At 69.4% G+C, this 20,226-nt stretch carries 17 protein-coding genes; 9 read left to right on the plus strand and 8 right to left on the minus strand.

From position 1 onward, the window contains the following. Positions 1-11: 11 nt before the first annotated feature. Positions 12-740 (minus strand): 3D domain-containing protein, encoded by a 729-nt coding sequence (locus RIA68_13990; protein ID MEQ8318552.1) that lies wholly within the window; start codon positions 738-740, stop codon positions 12-14. A 285-nt stretch (positions 741-1,025) separates the two neighbouring features. Here RIA68_13990 and RIA68_13995 point away from each other — a divergent pair, with 285 nt between their 5' ends. Both RIA68_13995 and RIA68_14000 read left to right on the plus strand, forming a co-directional pair. After that, a complete protein-coding gene (locus RIA68_13995) occupies positions 1,026-1,901 on the plus strand; it encodes a sulfite exporter TauE/SafE family protein (GenBank protein ID MEQ8318553.1) in 876 nt (291 codons plus the stop codon). Positions 1,902-1,981: 80 nt separating this feature from the next. Further along, positions 1,982-2,812 carry a M48 family metalloprotease gene (locus RIA68_14000; protein ID MEQ8318554.1) on the plus strand — a complete coding sequence of 277 codons (831 nt, stop codon included), beginning with the start codon at positions 1,982-1,984 and terminating at the stop codon, positions 2,810-2,812. On the opposite strand, the gene RIA68_14005 is transcribed toward RIA68_14000, so the two are convergent. The 4 genes from RIA68_14005 to galE are packed head-to-tail and all read right to left on the minus strand — an operon-like array spanning position 2,809 to position 8,408. Next, entirely contained in the window at positions 2,809-5,163 is a 2,355-nt protein-coding gene (locus RIA68_14005) for a DUF255 domain-containing protein (protein ID MEQ8318555.1), read from the minus strand. The genes RIA68_14000 and RIA68_14005 overlap by 4 nt on opposite strands. After that, positions 5,153-6,145, minus strand: coding sequence for a hypothetical protein (locus tag RIA68_14010; protein ID MEQ8318556.1), 993 nt, complete (start codon positions 6,143-6,145; stop codon positions 5,153-5,155). Before RIA68_14010 ends, RIA68_14005 begins: the two co-directional genes overlap by 11 nt. Before the next feature lie 11 nt (positions 6,146-6,156). Further along, complete coding sequence (locus RIA68_14015; protein ID MEQ8318557.1) at positions 6,157-7,395, minus strand: prolyl oligopeptidase family serine peptidase; 1,239 nt, start codon at positions 7,393-7,395, stop codon at positions 6,157-6,159. Further along, complete coding sequence (galE, locus tag RIA68_14020; GenBank protein ID MEQ8318558.1) at positions 7,392-8,408, minus strand: UDP-glucose 4-epimerase GalE; 1,017 nt, start codon at positions 8,406-8,408, stop codon at positions 7,392-7,394. Before galE ends, RIA68_14015 begins: the two co-directional genes overlap by 4 nt. Before the next feature lie 75 nt (positions 8,409-8,483). Between galE and RIA68_14025 the strand changes: the two genes are divergently transcribed. Then, positions 8,484-9,503: a DUF368 domain-containing protein gene (locus tag RIA68_14025; protein ID MEQ8318559.1), complete on the plus strand. Its 1,020-nt coding sequence runs from the start codon at positions 8,484-8,486 to the stop codon at positions 9,501-9,503. Here RIA68_14025 and lgt read toward each other — a convergent pair. From lgt to kdsA, 3 genes are all read right to left on the minus strand, one after another. Further along, complete coding sequence (lgt, locus tag RIA68_14030; protein MEQ8318560.1) at positions 9,399-10,619, minus strand: prolipoprotein diacylglyceryl transferase; 1,221 nt, start codon at positions 10,617-10,619, stop codon at positions 9,399-9,401. The two genes, RIA68_14025 and lgt, sit on opposite strands and share 105 nt — an antisense overlap. A 330-nt stretch (positions 10,620-10,949) precedes the next feature. Then, positions 10,950-11,630: a GC-type dockerin domain-anchored protein gene (locus RIA68_14035; protein ID MEQ8318561.1), complete on the minus strand. Its 681-nt coding sequence runs from the start codon at positions 11,628-11,630 to the stop codon at positions 10,950-10,952. Positions 11,631-11,687: 57 nt separating this feature from the next. Further along, the gene (kdsA, locus tag RIA68_14040) at positions 11,688-12,593 is read right to left on the minus strand and encodes a 3-deoxy-8-phosphooctulonate synthase (GenBank protein ID MEQ8318562.1); all 906 of its coding nucleotides are present in this window, start codon (positions 12,591-12,593) and stop codon (positions 11,688-11,690) included. A gap of 33 nt (positions 12,594-12,626) precedes the next feature. Between kdsA and RIA68_14045 the strand changes: the two genes are divergently transcribed. The 6 genes from RIA68_14045 to RIA68_14070 all read left to right on the plus strand — a co-directional run bounded on the left by RIA68_14045 (position 12,627) and on the right by RIA68_14070 (position 20,191). After that, a complete protein-coding gene (locus RIA68_14045; protein ID MEQ8318563.1) occupies positions 12,627-13,490 on the plus strand; it encodes an ABC transporter ATP-binding protein in 864 nt (287 codons plus the stop codon). Positions 13,491-13,495: 5 nt separating this feature from the next. After that, on the plus strand, positions 13,496-14,818 hold the full coding sequence (locus tag RIA68_14050) for an ABC transporter permease (GenBank protein ID MEQ8318564.1): 1,323 nt from the start codon (positions 13,496-13,498) through the stop codon (positions 14,816-14,818). 9 nt (positions 14,819-14,827) lie between these two features. After that, on the plus strand, positions 14,828-15,373 hold the full coding sequence (locus RIA68_14055; protein MEQ8318565.1) for a DinB family protein: 546 nt from the start codon (positions 14,828-14,830) through the stop codon (positions 15,371-15,373). Positions 15,374-15,403: 30 nt separating this feature from the next. Further along, positions 15,404-16,282, plus strand: coding sequence for a PhzF family phenazine biosynthesis protein (locus RIA68_14060; protein MEQ8318566.1), 879 nt, complete (start codon positions 15,404-15,406; stop codon positions 16,280-16,282). Positions 16,283-16,425: 143 nt separating this feature from the next. Next, a complete protein-coding gene (locus RIA68_14065) occupies positions 16,426-17,760 on the plus strand; it encodes a GC-type dockerin domain-anchored protein (protein ID MEQ8318567.1) in 1,335 nt (444 codons plus the stop codon). Between the two features lie 142 nt (positions 17,761-17,902). Continuing rightward, positions 17,903-20,191 carry a GC-type dockerin domain-anchored protein gene (locus tag RIA68_14070; GenBank protein MEQ8318568.1) on the plus strand — a complete coding sequence of 763 codons (2,289 nt, stop codon included), beginning with the start codon at positions 17,903-17,905 and terminating at the stop codon, positions 20,189-20,191. Positions 20,192-20,226: the final 35 nt, after the last annotated feature.

Raw genomic sequence — 20,226 nt, forward strand, 5'->3', positions numbered from 1 at the left:
GTTTGGCGTGCCTACGACCGCTGCTTGCGGGGGTCGATGGCGGGCTTGCCGTCGGCGTACTCCCAGATCACCACGTCGAGGGTCTTGACGCCCCACTGGAGGGCCGCCTCGTGGCTGGGAAAGAGCAGGTCGAGGCGGTTGCCCTTGATGGCCCCGCCGCGGTCGAGGACCGGCACGACCTTGCCGTCGTTGTAGCCGTCGATGCTGAGCATGGTGCCGAAGGGCAGCAGGTCGGTGTCGGCGGCGACAAGGAACCCGCCGTTGGCGTCGACCGAGTGCAGCGTCGCGGTCTGGCCGTCGGCGAAGGGATAGCACGAGGCCGCGTCGGCCGAGTAGGCCGTGACCTTCATCGTGATGGTGCGGGCCGGGCGGACGGGCCGGCCGTTGAACCAGCGCAGGCTGGTATCGGGCTCGACTTCGCCGGCCAGCGACGCGAAGGCGGGGGTCGCGAGCGCGGCGGGCTGGACGGCCGGCGCCTGGGCTTCGACTTGCACCTCCGGAGCCTCCACCGTCGCCGCTTGCGGCGGCGTGATCGAGGCCATCGGGCTGACCGGGCCGAGCTGCTTGGCGATGATGGCCGTGGCCACGGTCAGGACCGCACCGCCCAGCCAGAGGAAGCCCGCTGAGGGCCGCCGGCCGCGCGAGGGCGCGACGAGGGCGGTCATGTCCTGGATCGGGGCCACGCAGGCCCCCGCCTCGCGCTCGACGCGCACGTTCATGTCTTCGTTTTTCAAGACCACCACCGGTCTCCGCTTGCCGGCCGACCGGGCGAACGGGGCCACCACGCCCCGAGGCTCCACCCGATCTTCACTTGCGGTCCCTGGGGCACCACCCCCTGGGGACCGACCGGCTCGCGTGCTGGCCCACGATAGGGTCCACCGGCGATCCGGTCAGCCAACGGTCAGTTCCCGTTCTCGGACGAGGTCGGCATTCCGCGTCCGCGGCTGAAGGCAAAGTGCCCCGGCTCGGCCCGAATGCGAGCCACGGGCATCCGCGGCGGGCCTTTTTCCCTACCGTTGGCCCGCATGACCCCTACCGAGATCGTGATCTGCCTGGTTATCGGGGCCTTCGCCGGCGTGCTGGGCGGGCTCGCGGGCATCGGCGGATCGATGATCATGCTGCCCGCGCTGGCCCTGTTCGTGGCCGACCCCGACCCCGACAGCGCCCACCACCTGTTCATGGCCTCGGCCATGGTGGTCAACGCGGTGGTGAGCTTCCCCGCAGCGCTGCGGCACAAGAAGGCCAAGGCGATCCACTACGGCGCCCTGCGTGTCATCTTGCCGGCGATGGCGATCTCGATCGTCGCGGGCGTCCTGATCTCGAACCAGATCGAGGGCCTGACGCTGCGCAAGATCCTGGCGGGATTCATCGCGGCGTACGCGCTCATGACGATCTACCGCTTTTTCAAGAAGAGCGACGAGCCCGAGCTTGACGCCAAGGGCGTGCACGCCGTTCGTCTGACGGTCATCGGCATCGCGACCGGCATGGTCGCCGGGCTGCTGGGCATCGGCGGGGGCGTGCTGATGGTGCCCATGCTGCAGGTCTTCTGCAAGATGCCCATCAAGAACGCCATCGCCACGAGTTCGGCGGTGATGGTGCTGACGGCGATCGTGGGGGCGTCGCTCAAGCTGGCGACGCTGCCCGAGCATGGCCGAAGCGTCGTAGACGCGCTCATCATCGCCGCGGCCATCTCGCCCACGGCGTTCTTCGGCGCGCGATTGGGGGCGACGCTCACGCACAAGCTACCACTGCAAGCCGTGCGATTGGTGGTGTCGCTGGCGCTGCTGGTGGTCGCTGCCAGAATGGCGGCCGACGCGTGGAGCAAGCGTCAGGGAGGCGAGCAAGCCAAGCCGGTCGATGCCCCGCGGGCCCTCGAGGATGCCGCGTCAGGGCCTGAGTGAGAAATCCCTTACCGGCCCGCCGAATGCATGAACAAGCAGGAAGGATTCTCGGTTCGTCCCGTGCAAAGGAGTTGCGTGCCATGTCGATTGGTTTCGTGAACAACGCCAAGACCGTTTTGTTACTGGGCGCCCTGATGGGCCTGGTGATCGGCGTGGGTTACGCGCTGGGCGGGCCGAACGCGATCCTGCCGGCCGTCGTCATCGCCGTCGTGATGAACTTCGTGGCGTTCTTCTTCTCGGGAACGATCGCGATCAAGTCGATGCGCGGCCGCGAGGTCACGGGCGGGAAGCTCTACGAGATGGTCGATGAGCTGAGGCAGCGAGGGGGCCTGCCGATGCCCAAGGTCTACGTCTGCCCGCACCAGGCGCCCAACGCGTTCGCCACGGGCCGCAGCCCGAAGCACGCGGCGGTCGCGGTGACCGAGGGCGCCTTGCAGTTGCTGTCTCGAGATGAGTTGGAAGGCGTGATGGCCCACGAGTTGGCGCACGTGAAGAACCGCGACACGCTCATCAGCACCATCGCCGCGACGGTGGGCGGCCTCATGGGCATGCTGGCGTACGGCCTCTTCCTGTTCGGCGGGAATCGGCAGGGCGGCAACCCGCTGCTGGCGATCGTGGCCGTGCTGGCCGGTGCCGTGGGTGCCGCGATCATTCGCTCGATGATCAGCCGGTCGCGCGAATTCGTGGCCGACGCGGATGGCGCAAAAATCGCTGGCTCGCCCGATGGGCTCATCGGAGCGCTGCGCAAGCTCGAGACGTATGCCAAGCGCATCCCGATGCACAACCCGAACCCGGCGCAGAACAACCTGTTCATCATCGAGCCGCTCACGGGCGGCAAGACGCTGAGCGACCTGTTCGCGACGCACCCGCCCACCGAGAAGCGCGTGGCGGCGCTGATGAAGGCCCGCTAGTCGACGCCGAGTTCGCCCTCGCCCTGGCGGTCGATCGCGACGTCGAGCTCGACGGTGCGGATGGGCAGGCAGCGCTGGTCGTCGCACGCCTGGTAGCTGACGACGAGGATGGGGCGGCCCGACCACTCGCCCTCGAGCTCGAGCGCGACGGGGAACTCGATCTCCCCATCGTGCACGAGCACGGCCTCGTCGTGCGACCAGGGCGTGCCCTTGGGATAGTCGGCGTACACACGCACGCCCGAGCCGCCGCGGACGCCCACCCGCAGGGGCGGCAGGTCGGCGTTGCCCGGTTCGGCGGCGTAGACGTGCCAGCCCGGCATGATGCGAACCACCAAATGGAACTGGGCCGGCAGGTCGGGGCCGAGCGTGACGCGGTCGCCGCTGGCGTAGATCTCGACGGGCGTGAACGAATCGTCGACGGGTTCGGGCATGGAGCGGAGGCGTTCCAGCTCGGCGTCGATGACGCGCTCGGCGAAGGCGTGGTCCTGCCGCATGAAGCGGAGCAAGGCGGCGGTGGAGTTCGCGGTGCCGAGGGGTGAATCCGCGATCGCGGGCGAGATGGCGCGGAGGATGTCGGCCGCGTGGTCCAACGCGCCGCTCTCGGGGGCGATCTCGTGCAAGGTGGCCAGGGCGTTGAGCAGCACGGAGTGGGCGCAGGGCGTGGCGCCGTCGTAGGTGCTGCGGCCGCGGACGAACAACTCGGCCGCGCGGGTGTCGTAGAGGACGCCGGGCTGGTCGGGGTCGCCGAACGTTTCGATCGTGGCTTCGAGCATCGCGACCGCTTGCGCGATCAACTCTTGCGGATCGCCCATACCAAGCACGATGCGGGCGCGGGCGAGCTCGGCAAGCCCGCCGATGCACCAGGCGGCGTCTTCGAGGAAGCCGGCGTCGGATCGATCGCCGTCGCGCCAGCTCCGGACCGGAAGGCCGTCGTTGGCGACCATGTGCTCGCGCAGGAACGCGGCGGTCCGGTCGGCGTGCTCGAGCAGCGCGGCGTCCTGCAAGTCGACGGCCGCCGAGGCGTAGGCGTGCAGCATCATCGCGTTCCAGGCGGCCAGGCACTTGTCGTCCCGCAGCGGCGCCTTGCGCTGGTCGCGGGCCTCGAGGAGCGATTTGTTGATGTGGTCGAGGCGCTCGCGGAGGTCGGCGGCGTCGAGATCGTGCTCGCTGGCGTGCTTTTCGAGGCGGTCGTCTAGGCGGAGCACGCTGGCAGGCGGGGCGTCGCGATGGTGGGGGTCCTGGAAGTTTGGGCCGCGGTCGAGGCCGTAAAGGGAGACGGCCAGTTCGGCGTCGTCCTCGGAAATCGCGGCGTGCACCTGCTCGGCGGTCCAGAGGTAGTTCAGGCCCTCGCGACCATCGACCTCGGCATCGAGCGCGCTGGCAAGGCCGCCGCTTTCGAGTCGCATCTCGCGCTCGGTCCACCCGACGATGCGTCGGGCGGCGTGGGCATAGCCGGCGTCGTCAAAGGTGCGCGAGGCTCTCGCATATGCGGTCAGGAGCTGCGCGTTGTCATACAGCATCTTCTCGAAATGCGGCACCGTCCAGTTCGCGTCGACGGCGTATCGGTGGAAGCCTCCGCCGGCGTGGTCGTGGATGCCGCCGACCATCATGCGGTCGAGGGCATGGCGGAGCGCGACGTCCGTTGCCCGGCGCGTCTCGTCGTCGACCGCGTCGCGCGCGGTGAGCAGCAGGTCGAGGTACACCGGCTGGGGAAACTTGGGCGCGCCGCCGAAGCCACCGTTGGTCCGGTCGACCATCGTCAGCAGCGTGCGCACGGCCTGGGCGATCGCCTGCGGGCCGACGTCGATGCGTTCGCCGGCTGCGGCGCTCAGGCCGTCGCTGACGGCATCGGCGAGCCTGCCGGCCTGCTCCATGACTTCGTCGCGCTGCTCACGCCAGGCCTGCGACACGCCCTGGAGCACGTCGAGGAAGCTCGGGCGGCCGTGCATGGGCTGGGGCGGGAAGTAGGTGCCGGCCCAGAAGGGCTTGCCCGCCGATGGCTCGAGGAAGACGCTCATGGGCCATCCACCGCTGCCGGTCATGATCTGCGTAGCGGCCATGTAGGCCTCGTCGATGTCGGGGCGTTCTTCGCGGTCGACCTTGACGCACACGAAGCGTTCGGCCATGGCCTGCGCGACGGCGTGGTCTTCGAAGCTCTCGCGCTCCATCACGTGGCACCAGTAGCAGGTGGCGTAGCCGATGCTCAGGAAGATGGGCACGTCGCGGCGGCGGGCTTCTTCGAAGGCGGCGTCGCCCCAGGGCATCCACGGCACGGGGTTGTGCGCGTGCTGCAGCAGGTAGGGGCTGTGCTCGTGGACGAGTGCGTTGGCTTCTCTGGTCTCAGGCGGCATCTTTGCTCATCACGCGGACGACCATCGACGACACGTTCGCGTTGGCGAGCTCGTCGACGGGGGCGAGCTCGCCCGGCGAGCGCGCGCCGCGAGCCCGCGTGCCCAGGCGTTCGGTGGCCATCGTGCTGGCGTGGAGGACGACGTCGACGGGCAGCGTGCTCAGGGTGATGCTGACCAGGCCGCGCATGAGGGCGGGCGCGTCCTCGTCCTGGCAGGCGACGATCTCGGGCAGGTGCTCGTCGAACGCGTCCGCGTACCGGGCGGCGGCCTCGCGGGCCCGGGTGCACCAGGCCTCGCGCTCCGGCCCGGGGCCAGGATGGCGCATCGGCGTGGTGTTGAGGCCCTCGACGACGGCGTCCATCGCGGCGCGCAGGGCCTCGAGCTCGGGCTCGAGCATGTCGCGGGCGATGACGATGCTGTCGGCGTCGGCCTGCAAGAGCACGGGCATCACGAGCGCCAGGCGGTCGCGCTGCTTGCTCAGGCGCTGCTCGGCCTTCTGCACCACGCTGCTGGGCTCGGGGCGCACGACCGTCAGCGCGTGGCGCGCCGCATAGCGGTCGAGGCCCAGCATGACGGGCACGCTGACGCCTGGATCGGGGCCGGCCCGTAGCACGTCTCGGGCGACGGCCTGGAGGTAGTCGTCCTCGTCGCCGAAGAGATCGAGCCGCATGAGCGGGCCGAGCGAGGCGCAGGCGGGGTCGGTCGTCAGGCGCTTCCAGGCGCTGGCCATCTCGGCGGCGGGGTGGGCGAGCTCGTCGACCGAGGGCAGTACGACGCCGGCCTCCCAGAGCGGCTGGCTCCAGCGCCAGCTGCGGATCATGTCGAGGTACTCGGGCACGCGGTCGGCGGCCGAGCGGGCGGCGGTGGGGCTCACGCCCTGGGGCGAGGGCAGCAGCGTATAGACCTGGTCTGCCAGCAGCACGGCGGTCATGACGGGGGCCTCGCGCGTGGTGAAGTGGTATGGGCTGACCAGTGCGTCCATGACGCCGGATCTTAGGGCGAGTCCTTCGCTTCCTCCCCCGGCGGCAGGCCGAGTTCGCCGCCGTCGACCCACTCGTTGACCTGGCCGATCATCTCGCTCAAGGACATGAAGAGCATGACGTGGTTGGTGGGATACGTGCGTCGGACGGGGGTGATCCCGCTGTCTTCGAAGCGTTCGATCATGAGCGTGCTGCTGGCGAAGGGCACGGCCTTGTCGAAGGAGCCGTCGACGACGAGCACCCGCGTATCGCCGTCGAACTGCGCGGCGGCGTGGTAGCCGTCGAGCGAGGCGTGCCGCAGGTAGGCGTGCTCGAAGTCGGCGCGATCGGCTGCGTCTTCGAAATCGAAGAAGACCGATCGGATGAACTGCTTCATGAAGGTGCTGTCGATGCTGATGCTCGCGGCGTTGGCCCCGCCGGCGACGAGGACGGCGGTCTCGTAGGCCCCGGGATTGCGCGCGACGACGGCGGGCAGCAGGATGGCCCCGCCGCTGAAGCCCAGGATGGCGCGCGGTGTGCCTTCCAGCCGGCCGTCGCGTGCGATCATGTGCGCAACGCCCGCTTCGATGGCGAAGGCGCACTCGGCGGTGCGGTCGTCGGCATGGGCGGCGAAGGCGCGGCCTTCCGCGGCGCCATCGCCGGCCGCGACGTTGATCATGATCTGCTCGGTGAAGCGCGACGGCTGGCTGAGCAGGCGTAGTACGCTCCAGCCGCGGCTGCGCAGGTCCTGCGACCACTTCTCGTAGAGCTCGGGTGGGTAGCCGAAAGTGCCGGGGATGATGACCGCGATGCCGCGCACCTCTTCGGTGGTGGCGGGCTCGCAGGCCATCCAGGTGCGCTCGAGTCCGAACGAGTCCGGCCGCAGCGAAACGAAGGCGATGGTGTGGACGCCGCCCTCGGGCTGCGCGGCGGCTTGGGCGGGCGAGATCTCGAACACGAGCGCGTTACGCTGCTCGGGCTCGACGTCGCTGGCCGACACGCCTCTTGCTGCGTCGCCGACGCGCTCCAGCAACGCGGCGGCGTGCTCCCTTGCACCGGGCACGATCGGGCGATCCATGAAGAAGCCGACCTGGAACGACTGGTAACGACGCGGATCGCCACCCAGCGGGATGACGATGCCCTTGGCACCAAGCTCCTGTTCGAACGCGCGGGCGGGCCACGATGGCGCGAGGGTTGCGACGTCCGGATCTGGCTTCGACAGCGCTGCGGCAGCGGATGCAAGAATGGCGAGGACTGCAAGCAGGCGGCTCATGATCCGTATCCTTCGGGGTTGGCCTTCATCCATTTCCAGGCCGACTCGATGATGGCGTCCAGGTCGGTGATTTCGGCCTTCCAGCCCAGTTCCTGCTGCACCTTGGCCGGGTCGGCGTAGAGGGCGGGCGGGTCGCCCGGGCGGCGGGGGCCGATCTCGGCGGGGATGGCGTGGCCTGTCACGCGGCGGCAGCTCTCGACGATGTCCTTCACCGAGTAGCCCTTGCCGATGCCCAGGTTGTATCGGCGGGCCTGGCCGTCCTCGAGGGCGCCGAGCACGCGGACGTGCGCGTCGACGAGGTCCTCGACGTGGATGTAGTCGCGGATGCACGTACCGTCGGGCGTGTCGTAGTCGTCGCCGAAGATGGTGATCGAGTCGCGCTTGCCCAGGGCGACCTCGAGCACGATGGGAATGATGTGGCTGTGGGGGTCGTGGTCTTCGCCCAGCACGCCCGTGCGGTCGCAGCCGGCGACGTTGAAGTACCGCAAGGCGGCGAAGGCGAACGGCGACTTCTGCCGCATGCGGGCCTCGAGGAAGTCTTCGAGCACGCGCTCGCCGTGCAGCTTGCTGGCGCCGTAGGGGCTGACCGGGGCGAAGGGGGCGTCCTCGGTGACGGGCATGCTCGGGGGCTGGCCATAGACGGCGCAGGTGCTGGAGAAGACCAGTCGCTTGACGCGTGCATCGCGCGCCGCTTCCAGAAGGGGCACGAGGCTGTTGTTGCGGTGGTACTCGAGCGGGCGGATGACGCTCTCGCCCACCAGGCTGAGGGCGGCAAAGTGCAGCACCGCGTCGACGTGGTGGTGCATCATCAGGCGTTCGAGGTGGCTGCGGTCGGTGGTATCGCCTTCCTCGAACGAGAATTGCTTCCCGCCGAGTTCTTCCAGGGCCCGCACGGCGCCGCGGTTGCCGCGCTGCATGTTGTCCAGCCCGACGACGGTCTGCCCGTCCTTCAGGAGTCGCTGCACCGCGTGGGAGCCAATGTACCCCGCCGCCCCGGTCACCAGAATCGCCATCGTGCCTCCTATCGTCGACTTCGTCGTCGGGCCGATGGTAGAGCCCGATTGCGCTCGGCCTCCGCGAAGCTCAGCATGAACGACGACTCATCGGCGACCCCCAACGACGGCAACACGCCCGCGGCCCGCCTGCCCGCCCTGCGGCTGCTGGTGGGCGGGGCGCTCATGGGGCTGGCGAACCTGGTGCCGGGCATCAGCGGGGGCACGATGCTGGTGGCCGTGGGGGTGTACCGACGCTTCGTCGACGCCGTGAGCGACGCGACGCGGCTGCGGCTTTCGATGGCCACGATCGTGACGCTCGCGATCATCGTCGTCGGCGCGGGGGCCGCCGTCGTGCTGGGAGCACGGCCGGTCGCCTCCGGACTCGAGCACGCGCGGTGGGCGATGTATGCGCTCTTCATCGGGCTGACGATCGGGGGCGTGCCGTCGCTGTACGTGCTGGTCCGCCCGCTCACGCCGCGTCTGATCGTGTTCATGGTGCTGGGGCTGGCCTTGATGCTCACCGTCGTGTTCGTGCAGGAGACCCAGGCGGGCGCGGGCGGGCCGGCCCGGTCGAATTGGCTCATGCTCGGCATCGCCGGCGCGGCCGGCGCGGCGGCGATGGTGCTGCCGGGCGTGAGCGGGGCGTACCTGCTCTTGTTGCTCGGCCAGTACGAGGCCGTCGTGACGGCGGTCAAGGACCTGGCCCGCGGCGACGTGTCGGCGCTGGCAACCGTCATCCCCGTCGGCGTGGGCGTGCTCGTCGGCATCGTCGTGGTGAGCAACGCGCTCCGCTGGCTGCTGCACCGGTATGAAAAGGCGACGCTGGCGGTGCTGCTGGGGCTGCTCATCGGCGCGCCGGCGGGGCTGTATCCGTTCCGCGAGGCGGTCGAGCCGAAGCCGGGCGACACGATCAAGGGCGTCGTGCTGACCGAGCAGACCGTGGGCGACGTGGAGCGCGAGGACTGGCCGACGCGGGCGTTCACGCCTGGGGTCGTTCAGATCGCCGCGTCATTTGGGCTGGTCGTCGTCGGCTGCGCGGCCACGATGGGCGTGGCTCGATTGGGGCGTCGCGGCGAACGCCGGCGCGAGCCAGCCGCCGAAGCGCGGGACTGACTCGCCGAGCTTGTGCTTCTTCTTCGCGCGTGCGACGACGAAACCCAGCAACCCGAAGCCGCCGACGACCAGCGCGACGCTCAGCCATTGCCCGCGGCTGAGGCCCAGCGGGCGTGCGACGGCGAACTGCGTGTCGGGCAGGCGATAGAACTCCGTCGCGATGCGGCCCAGGCCGTAGAGGATCATCAGCCACGCCGTCACGACGCCGGCGAGTCGCGGCTTCGCCCACACGACCAGCAGGGCGACGAGCAGCAGCGGGCCTTCGGCCAGGGCCTGGTAGAGCTGGCTGGGGTGGCGGGCGTTGAGGAAGCCCTGCATGAAGTTGCTCGCCTGCTGGGCGGCCGGGCCGCCGCCCCCACCACCGCGCAGGTCGGCCAGCATGTTCTGGTAGGCAAGCTCGAAGCGCTGCATGCCCTCGGGGTTGAGCAGCTCGAGGTAGCTCATGCCCACGGCCTCGGCGGCCATCTGCATCTGCCGGTCGCTCACCTCGCCCGTGCCCGCGCGCGAGAGGATCTCCTGGGGGAACTGCACGCTCCACCACGGAAGCGCGCCGCCGTCCTCGTACGGCGGGCTGGCGACGACCTTGCCAAGCAGTTCACCATTCACGAAGTTGGCCAGCCGCCCGCACACCAGGCCGATGGGCGCGGCGGCGCAGGCGAGGTCAACGAGGTGCAGCGTCGGCACGCGCGCGAGCTCGGGGAGGTCTTCCTTGGCGGCGCGCTTGCGGAGCAGCCGGCCCAGCAGCATGAGCCCGAGCACCACGCCGACCATGCCGCCGTGGCTGGCCATGCCCCCGCGCGCGATGTTCAGGGCCGCCCACCAGGGGAAGCTCCCCGAGAACTCGGCCAGCAGCGACGGCTGGTACAGCAGCAGGTAGCCGACTCTTCCACCGATCACCCCGCCGATGCCGCCGAAGAGCACGACGTCGCCGATCGCCGCCCCGGGGATGGGCGTCAGCCCCCGCCGGGCGGCGAGGCGGAGCAGGACGTAGGCCAGGGCGAAGCCCAGCACGTAGGAGACGCCGTACCAGTAGATGGTCGCCGGGCCCAGCCGCAGCGCGACGGGGTCGAGGTCGTGCAGCCAGAGGGGCAGCCAGGCGGCGGAGGCGGGCGTCATGGGCGGAGTGTAGAGGCGATCGGGCCCGGCCCGGCCCGGGCGGCGGAGCGGGCCCTCTGATCGGTGTTTGAACGGAAGAATGCCTGACTTTAGTCCGAGAACCCGGTGACTCAGCTCCATGCACCGCGGTGCATGCTCTTGCGCACGCGGTACACGGGCCTGTCACCGCGGTGCACGGGCCTGTTACCGCGGTGCTCGGGCCGTGCACCGCGATACCTGGCCCGCGCACCGCGGTACCCGAGCCGTGCATCGCGGTGCGCGCCCCGGGCAACGCGGTCCTCGGTCCGGTCATCGCGGTACGCGCTGCGGGCAACGCGGCCCCGATCCCCCTCAGCAGCCCGCGTCGAACCGGTTCTGGAACGCCAGGAAGTCGAACACGGTCAGCTCGCCGTCGAAGTCGAAGTCGGCGATGGCCTCGCCCGCGTCGAAGGCGTTGAAGAAGGCGAGGAAGTCGAAGATGTCGAGCACGCCGTCTTCGTTGATGTCGGCGCGGCAGGCGACGATGGTGATGGTGGCGCTGCCCTCGATCAGGTCGTCCAAGCGACTCTCTCTCGACGGCGAGCTGCGTTCGAAGATGCAACTGAAGTGCGTGGTCGCGCTCGTGAGCTCGACGACCGGGTCCATGTGGGCGCTCGCGGTAAACTCGGCGGTGAAGTACAGGATGGGGTTCGCCGGGTCGGCGTAGATGCCCGAGCCGGCCGACGAATACTGGCCGATGCATGGCCCCTTGACGCCTGAAGGAGCTACGTAGGGCTGGGTGCAGGCGATGCGCCAGCCGTAGCCGACGAAGTCCGCCATTCCCTCGCTGCCATCACTCATGAGCAGCGTATTGCGGATCGTGCCGATGGCGTAGTACGCATCCGGATCGAACGCGCCGAGCATGGACACGAGCGCGGTCTCCCCCGGCTCGATCACCGGCGGATCGACGCGGATCTCGATGAAGTAGGGCGAGCCCTGGGCCACGGCGGCGCTGGTTGCGGCCAGGATTGCGATCGACGCGGCGGTGCGCATGGCGGGGACCTCCTCGTGCCTGGCTCCAGCATACCGCGGCGTCCGCGAATCTCAACGTCAATCTTCCGACATGGCCACACGGAGCCGTGCGCAGCGGGCGATGACCGAGGCGGCGGCGTCGGGCGTGAGCTGGGTGGCGCCGTCGCTCCAGGCGTGCTCCGGGTCGGGGTGGCTCTCGATGAACAGCGCGTGCACGCCCGCGGCGACGGCGGCCAGCGCGAGCATGCCGCTGCGTTCGGGGCGGCCGCCGGTCTGCTCGCCCGAGCCGGGAAGCTGCGTGCTGTGCGTGGCGTCGAAGCAGACGGGCGCGGGGCCGAGACCACTGAACGCCGAGCGGTCGAGCGCCATCATGTCGCCGATGCCGACGAAGTCGTTGACGAGGCGGTGGTACCCAAAGAAGGTGCCGCGCTCGGTGAGCATGGCGTTGTCGCAGCCGGCCTCGTGGAGCTTCTTGATCGGGCCCATCATCTCCCTGGGGCTCAAGAACTGGCCCTTCTTGACGTTGACGACGGCGCCCTTGGGCGTCGCGGCGCGGGCGGCCGCTTCGAGCAGGTCGCTCTGGCGGCACAGGAACGCGGGGATCTGGATGATGCCGGCGACTTCGGCGACAGGGGCCGCCTGCTCGGGCAGGTGGACGTCTGTGGTGACCGGGCAGCCGAGCTCGGCGCCGATGTCGGCGAGCCACCGCAGGCCCTCGTCGATGCCCGGGCCGCGCGGCGAGCCGGCGCTCGAGCGGTTGGCCTTGTCGAAGCTGGCCTTGAAGACGTACGGAAGGCCCGCCGCGTCGCAGGCCTGCTTCAACGCGCTGCCGACGGCCAGGCCGAGGTCCTTGGACTCCAGCGTGCACGGCCCGGCGATGACCAGGAGCGGGTGGTCGGGGCCGACGGGGATCGGCGGGCCGTGCGGGTTTGGTACGACGCAAGGGGTCGAGTGGGGGGCGTGGGGGGCTTGTCCGGATGCCATCGCGGATGGTACGGCCTGCCCGTACACTGGCCCGTGCTCCGCCTCACCGACGTCCGCAAGCGCTTCGGCCGCGTCACCGCGGTGGATGGCCTGTCGCTGGACGTTGCCGCCGGGGAGGTCATGGGCCTGCTGGGGCCCAATGGCGCGGGCAAGACGACGACGATCGGCATGGCCGTCGGCCTGCTGCACCCCGACGCCGGAACGGTCACGCTGGGCGAAGGAACTGGCCTCGGCAGCCCGGCCGACCCGCGGATGCGGATGCTCATCGGCGTGGCGCCGCAGGAGATCGCGCTGTACGAGGCCATGACGGCTCGCGAGAACCTGGTGTTGTTCGCGCGGCTGCACGGACTGGGCCGCCACGACGCCAAGCGCCGCGCGGGCGAACTGCTCGACGGCATCGGGCTGGCGGACCGGGCCCACCATCGCGTGTCGGGCTTTTCGGGCGGCATGAAGCGGCGACTGAACCTGGCCGCCGCGCTGGTGGGCGAGCCGAAGCTCGTGCTGCTCGACGAGCCGACGGCGGGCGTCGATCCGCAGTCTCGCAACGCCATCTTCGACATCGTTGCCCGGCTCAAGGACGCGGGCGTCACGGTGCTCTTCAGCACGCACTACATGGAAGAGGCCGCGAGGCTGTGCGACCGCGTGGCGATCGTCGACCACGGGCGGCTGCTGGCGCTGGGCACGGTGGGCGAGCTCATCGAGACGCACGGTGGGCCGAGCATGGTGGTGGTGCGTCGCCACGGGCAGGACGAGGAGCGCACCGCGACGAGCACGCCGCTGGACGAGTTGTCGCGACTGATCGCCGAGAAAGGACCGACGATCGCCGAGCTGCGGATCGAGAAGCCCGATCTCGAGGCCGTGTTCCTGAGCCTGACCGGGCGGGAGCACCGGCATTGAGGGGCGTGGCGTCGGGCGTGCGTGTCGTGCTGGTGCTGGCGGCCAAGGACGTCCGGCTGCTGTCGCGCGACCGCGTGGCGCTCTTCTTCACGCTGGTATTCCCGCTGCTGTTCGGCATCCTCTTTGGGGCGGTGTTCAGTGGGTCGGCGGCGGGCGATGGGCCGCAGGCGCTCGACGTGGCCATCGTCGATCTCGATGACTCGGGCGACTCGCGCGGGGTCATCGCCCGGCTAAGCGCGGACGGCCAGCTTGCGCCAGTGGACGCCGAGACGGCGGACGAGGCGCGCGAGCTGGTGCGCACGGGGGCGGTCGAGGCGTACTTCGTGTTTCCCGAGGGCTTCGGCGAGGCGGCGACCATGCCGTTTGGCGGCTCGCCAATGCGCATCGAGGTCGGCAGCGGGCCGAGCGGCCGCGGCACGCGGGCGATGCTCACTGGCATTGCCACGCAGGCGGTGTTCGAGCAATTCGGCGAGGCCATGCTCGACCCCGAACGGTCGAGGGAGATGGTGCGCGAAGCGCGCTCCGTGCTGGCGGAGGCCGAAGGCATGGATCCGGCGCAGCGGCTTGCGGTCCAAGCGTTGCTGAGCGCGGCCGAGGGTGCGATCGCGCAGTCGCCCGCCGAAATTGGCGAAGGTGGTGACGAAGTTGGAGGCGAGGATGCGGGCGGTGGCTTCAACATCGTCGACATCGACGAGGTCGAGGTTACGGCGGGCGCCGACGCGGCGGTGGTCAGCTCGTTTGCGATCAGCTTTCCGCAGGCGATGCTCTGGGGCGTCATGGGCTGCGCGGCGGTGTTCGGCGTGTCGCTCGTGGGCGAGCGGACCGGTGGCACGCTGACGCGGCTGCGTGTGGCGCCCATCGGCCGGTGGCACATCGTGCTGGGCAAGGCGGTTGCGTGCCTGGCGACGACGCTGGCCGTGTGCGCGGCGATGCTGGCGGTGGCGTGGATCGCCTTCGGCGTGCGCCCGGTAGCGCCCGGAACGCTGGTGGTCGGCGTGCTGGCGGTGGCGATGTGCTTCGTGGGCGTGATGATGCTGCTCTCGGTGATCGCGCGGACCGAGGCAGCCGCGAGCGGCATCGGCTGGGCGTGCCTGCTGGTGCTCGCGATGATCGGGGGCGGGGCGATCCCGCTCGCGTTCATGCCGCCGTGGCTGCGGGAGATCGGGCACGTGAGCCCGGTGAAGTGGGGCATCCTGGCGATCGAGGGCGGGCTCTGGCGTGGGCTCAGCGTCTCGGAGATGCTGCTGCCAGTGGGAATGCTCGCGGGCATCGGAGCGAGCGCCTTTGCGGTCGGTGCCGTGGTGTTCGCCAAGCGAGAGAACAGGTAGGATCGAGGCATGACGCAACCGGCACCCGGTGAGTTCCTGGCCCACAACGTGTTGCAGTGCGAGGCGCTCTTCGAGCGCTTCCTCGTTGGCTTCGACGAAGGGAATCGAACGAGGCAGGCTCCCGCCATGCCCAACCATGCGGCGTGGACGCTCGGGCACCTGGCGCTCACGGCCCACCGATGCGTGGACCGCGTGCTCGGGATGAACGAGCCGGGCGAACTGCCGCCCGACGCGTTCGTGGTGGGCGAACGGGGCGATGCGCAGCGCGTCGCGACGGAGAGCGTGTCGTTCGGTTCGGTCCCGACCGACGACCCCGACCGCTACCCGACGCTGTCGCGCTCGGTCGAGATCATGCACGGGGCGCACCAGCGGCTGGCGGCGGAATTGCGAAAGGCCGATGCGGCGGCGCTTGCGCGGCAGACGCCCTGGGGCGCCGGGCACACGACGGTCTCGGACCTGGCGTTGCGGATGGGGTTCCACATCGCCACGCACTGCGGCCAGGTCGTCGACCTGCGGCGGGGGCTGGGGTTCGAGCCGGTGCTCGGGAAGCGCTAGCCTGCAAGAGACGAACGAGAGGAGGCCCGCATGAAGATCTTCCACGTCGATGCCTTTACTGCCAGCGTGTTCGGCGGCAATCCGGCCGTGGTCGTGCCCATCGAGCAATGGCCGAGCGAAGCGGTCATGAAGCGGGTGGCCGCCGAGCAGAACCTGAGCGAGACGGTGTTCGTGGGGCCGGCGAGCGACGACGAAGCAGATCGGCGGCTGCGTTGGTTCACGCCGACCGTCGAGGTGCCCCTGTGCGGCCATGCGACGCTGGCGGCGGCGCACGTGCTGTGGAACCATCTCGACGAGGTCGTGGAGCGGCTGACGTTCGAGAGCCTGAGCGGGCCCTTGACCGTGTGGCACGAGAAACAGAACGACGACGACCTGATCGTGATGGACTTCCCGGCGCGGCGGACGGTGGCTTGTGATGGGCACGCGGCGATCGTGGAGGCGCTCGGCGCTAGCCCGGCGGAGCTGCTGCGTACGACGGAGAACATCGGCGTGGGAGACGACGCTCACCCGCTGTACATCGCGGTGTACGACACCAAGCGGGACGTGCACGAGCTCGAGCCCGACATGAAGAAGCTGGCGGCGATCGAGGCCCACGGCGTGATCGCGACGGCGCCGGGCGCGAGCCACGACTTCGTGTCCCGGTTCTTTGCTCCTCGGGCGGGCGTCGACGAGGACCCGGTGACCGGCAGTGCGCATTGCGCGCTCGCGCCGTACTGGGCGAAGCGGCTCGGCAAGAGCCGGCTTGCTGCGCGGCAGGTCTCCAAGCGCGGGGGCGAGCTGCGCTGCGACGTGGCGACCACCGACCAGGGCGAGCGTGTCCTGCTGGCGGGCAAGGCCGTGACGTACAGCGTGGGGGAGATCATCGCGCCGGTGGGCGAGCCCGCGGACGTGGCTGAGGCGGTCGGGTAGTCGTCGCCGCGACGTTCGACGTCCGATAGCGGTAAATCCGGGAACGAACAAGAATCTTGGAGCGGTATTCGGCTGACGTTGGGCGGCCGATTCCACGCGCCTGGGTACGCTGTAGCGTGACCCCATCCAAGGAGACTCGACCCATGCCCACCGGACGCCTCTCGACTGTTTCGCTCCTGCTCGCCTGCGGCTCGGCCGCGCTTGGCCAGGCCGCCGACCCGACGGTCTTCGTCGGCAACAACGGCAACTTGCTCGGCGCCGTCACCAGCCTGCAGCCTGATGCCTCGGGCGCACTGGTGCAGGTTGACTATCTCGTCATCGACGAGCGGCCGGCGGGTTCGGGCTCGCTGCCGGGCACGAACATCGAGGGCATCGCGCTCTCGGCCGGCGGCCGGTTCCTGGCGACGGGCCACGCGACGGCGCTCGACCCCGAGCAGCTCACGATCATCGAGATCGACGTCGACGGCACGATGCAGATCCTGGATACCTTCAGCGTGCCCAACGCGCCGCTGGGGATGGCGTGGATCGACGACGAGTACATCGCGGTGGCCGAGTCGAGCCTGGGCGACTCGTTCGCCCGCGTCTACCGGTATACGCCGGGGGCCTCGCCCATGACCGGCTCGCTCGTGCAGACCGACATCACCGCCGAAGGCACGTTCATCACGAACATCGAGGCCGACCACGAGCGGCGGCGTCTCTTCGTGCAGGACTCGGACTTCGGCGGCGGCTCGGCCAACGTGACGGCGTACGAGGTCGACGCGGCTGGCGCGCTTGCGGAGGTTGGCTTCGTGTTCACCGCGCCGAACTTTGCGCTGGACATGTGGCTGGCGCCCAACGGCGAGTGGCTGTACGCCGGCGGTGGCATCAGCGGCACGGGTAGCGACGTGCTTGGCTTCCGCGTGGGGCCGGGGGGCGACCTGAGCTTCATGCCCGGTGCGCCGTTCGCCAGCCCGGGCGACTCGCCCGCTTGGGTGACGGTGAGCCCCGACAACCGGTTCGTGTACGCCGGCCACGGCCGCGACGCGACGGTGCAGGGCTTCTCGACCGACAGCGAGACGGGGGCGCTGACGGCGCTGGGCGTGTCGTTCGACGTGGGCAGCCAGGGCACGCTCGGCACGGTCGGCACGCTGGCGCTGCCGGCGGGCAACTTCCTGTTCGTCACGGACAACTCGACGGTGTTCGACGGCATGAGCGGCATCTACAGCTTCCGCATCGAGGACACGGGCGACATCACGCAGATCGGTGACATCGTGATGACCCCGGGCAGCCAGCCCGACGGCTTCGTCGTGTGGCAGCCCGGCGGCGACGACTGCCGCGCCGACCTCGACGGTGACGGCGAGCTCACGCTGTTCGACTTCCTGGCATTCCAGAACCTGTTCGATGCCGGCGACCCGGCCGCCGACTTCGACGGCGACGGCGATCTGACGCTGTTCGATTTCCTTGCGTTCCAGAACGAGTTCGATGCGGGGTGCGAGTAGGAAACGCCCGCCACGAGAGCGCCCAGGGCCCGCCAGAAAAATCTTCGACCAACCCGTTAGATCCGCTCCCGAGCCGGCAAGTCCTTCGTGAGAGGCAGTGCAGTCCGCACCGCCGGAGGATGGACTACTCGGGAGTTTTCACGTGAAGAAGGCAACGAACCTGTCGGCGAGCCGGGGAACCGGCTCATTCGTGGATCGAGCGATCGGACGCCATGCCCGGCGTGGCGGCGTGGCGATGGGGGCGTTCGTCGCCCTTGCAGGGTCGGCATGCCCGGTGGGCGTGCTTGCGGGTGCGTCGGTCATCATGGTGGCCGGTCAGCACGCGAACGCGCAGTGCGGCACCCAGGTGCTGACCCAGTCGACCGAACCCGACGTGATCGAGGACGGCTCGGCCGTGTGGTGCGGCGATCTTTCGTCGAACGTTGATACCCAGATCGCGCGCGGCTTTATCGCGTCCCACGACCTGACCATCTCGTGCGTGACGTTCGGCGTGACCCGCAACACGGGCGGCGAGTGGCCGTGCCACGTACGGATCGTCGCGGGCAGCCCGACCGATCCTTACGCGGGCCGCACGGTGCTGGCCGAGAAGACGGTGCTGGTTCCGGCGGGGGCTCGCAGGGAGTTCTTCACGGCCGAGCTACCCGACGTGTTCGTGCCCGAGGGCACGGCATTCACGGTCGAGCTAGATACGCCCTCGCGACGGGCGAGCGCTGGCGGTGACGATGCGTTGCTGTCTCTCGGATTCAACGGTCTTGGTCAGTCGGCGCCGACGTACTTGCGCGCGCCGCTGTGCGGGATCGAGACGGAATTCCTCGAACTCGCGAGCATCGGCTTCCCCGACAGCCATGTGGCGATGTCGCTGGGTACCGAGTCGGGGTTCGGGCTTCCGACGCTGGGCGGGTTCGCGATCACGCCCATCGGGGACGTGGTGGTGAGCACCGAAAGCGACGAGGTCATCGCGTACGGCGATGGGGGGCTGTCGATCGAGCTGGGCGATCTCACGATGGGCGGTGCGGCGAGTTTCCGGGTGCTGTCGACCGGCGACGAGGTCGATCCAACGGTCGAGATCGCGTTTCATGGAGCGACGACGACGGATCGTCTCGTGTTCCGCAACAACCCGGCTACACCCAACGAAGCAGTGCTCGAGGTGATCTCGGACAACCCGGACCTCGACCTGTTCAACGTGCTCGTGTTCCATGAAGGAAACTTCGTCGGTACGCTCGAAGACCAGACATCGGGTTCGGTGCTGTTCACCGACCCGGGCGATGGTCGGGAGTGGAAGTGGCTCAAAAAGATGTTCAATTTCTTCGCCCGGTTTTCCTGCGCGGGAGAAAACTTCGAGACCGGCGTGACAAAGAGCTGGGACTACGGGGGATCGATCGGCTTCAGCATGGTGCGACCCTCCGGAGGCGGGGCGGGCCTTCGAGGCGACGAGATCTGGATCCAGCCGGCATCGGTCACGATTTCCCCCGAGCCTCCGCTTAGCGTGAGCATTCTCACTACCGGCTCGACGGGTATCGCGTTCGACGCGCTGGAGCGCACGCCTTCGGTCTTCATCGGCGACGCAAGCACCGATCCAAGAGTGGTCGGCGATGACGTTGTCTCGCGGATCGGCGTTCCCTTCAAGGCCATCAACACCGGTGGCGTGCAGTCGGGAGGCTCCATCTACGCCACCGACGTCACCGGCGACGGCATGGCAGATCTGTGCTATGCGCCAGGGCTTCCGGGCGAGCACGTGCGCATGGAGCTGGGCGGCGTCGAGTCGGCGTCCATCGGCACGGACGTGTCGGTCGTGGACCCGTTCGTCGCGTGCATGACCGTGTGCTCCTTCGAGGTCGGGCCGGTGAGCATCCCCACGGGCAAGACGATCTTCGACCCGTGGGTAGATGACCCGATGCTCGTGGCGGTTCGGCCCGACTTCACGGGCGTGGGCGACGAGACGTACACGTTCCAGGCCTACGACGCATCCGGGACGCTGGTGCATCAGGAGTCCGGGCTGCAGGGCATCGCCGGCGGGGCATCGCACTGGCCGTCCAAGATCGGCAAGCTCGGCGGGCCGACGCCGTGCTTCGTGATGTGCTACCCGGATCTCACGCTGTTCCGGATGGCCAGCGGACACGAGTTCGACGTACACGAGGTGCGCGTGCTGGTTGAGGGTGCCCCGCCGGCCGGCCCGCTGAGCGCTCTGGACATCAGCACGCAGGGCATGGATGAGGTCCGCTTCTTCGACCCCGTGACGGTGCTTCCGGACTTCGCCGAGCCGTGCTACGCCGACCTGGACGGCGACGGGGCACTGACGCTGTTCGACTTCCTGGCGTTCCAGAACCTCTTCGCGACCGGTTCGCCCACCGCCGACTGCGACGAGGATGGCTCGCTGACGCTGTTCGACTTCCTGTGCTTCCAGAACGCGTTTGCGGTGGGTTGCCCGTAACGAGGCGGGCTGGGTCCTCCTCTCTCCACGCCGCG

The organism is Phycisphaerales bacterium (assembly GCA_040217175.1).
GTDB lineage: Bacteria > Planctomycetota > Phycisphaerae > Phycisphaerales > UBA1924 > JAHCJI01.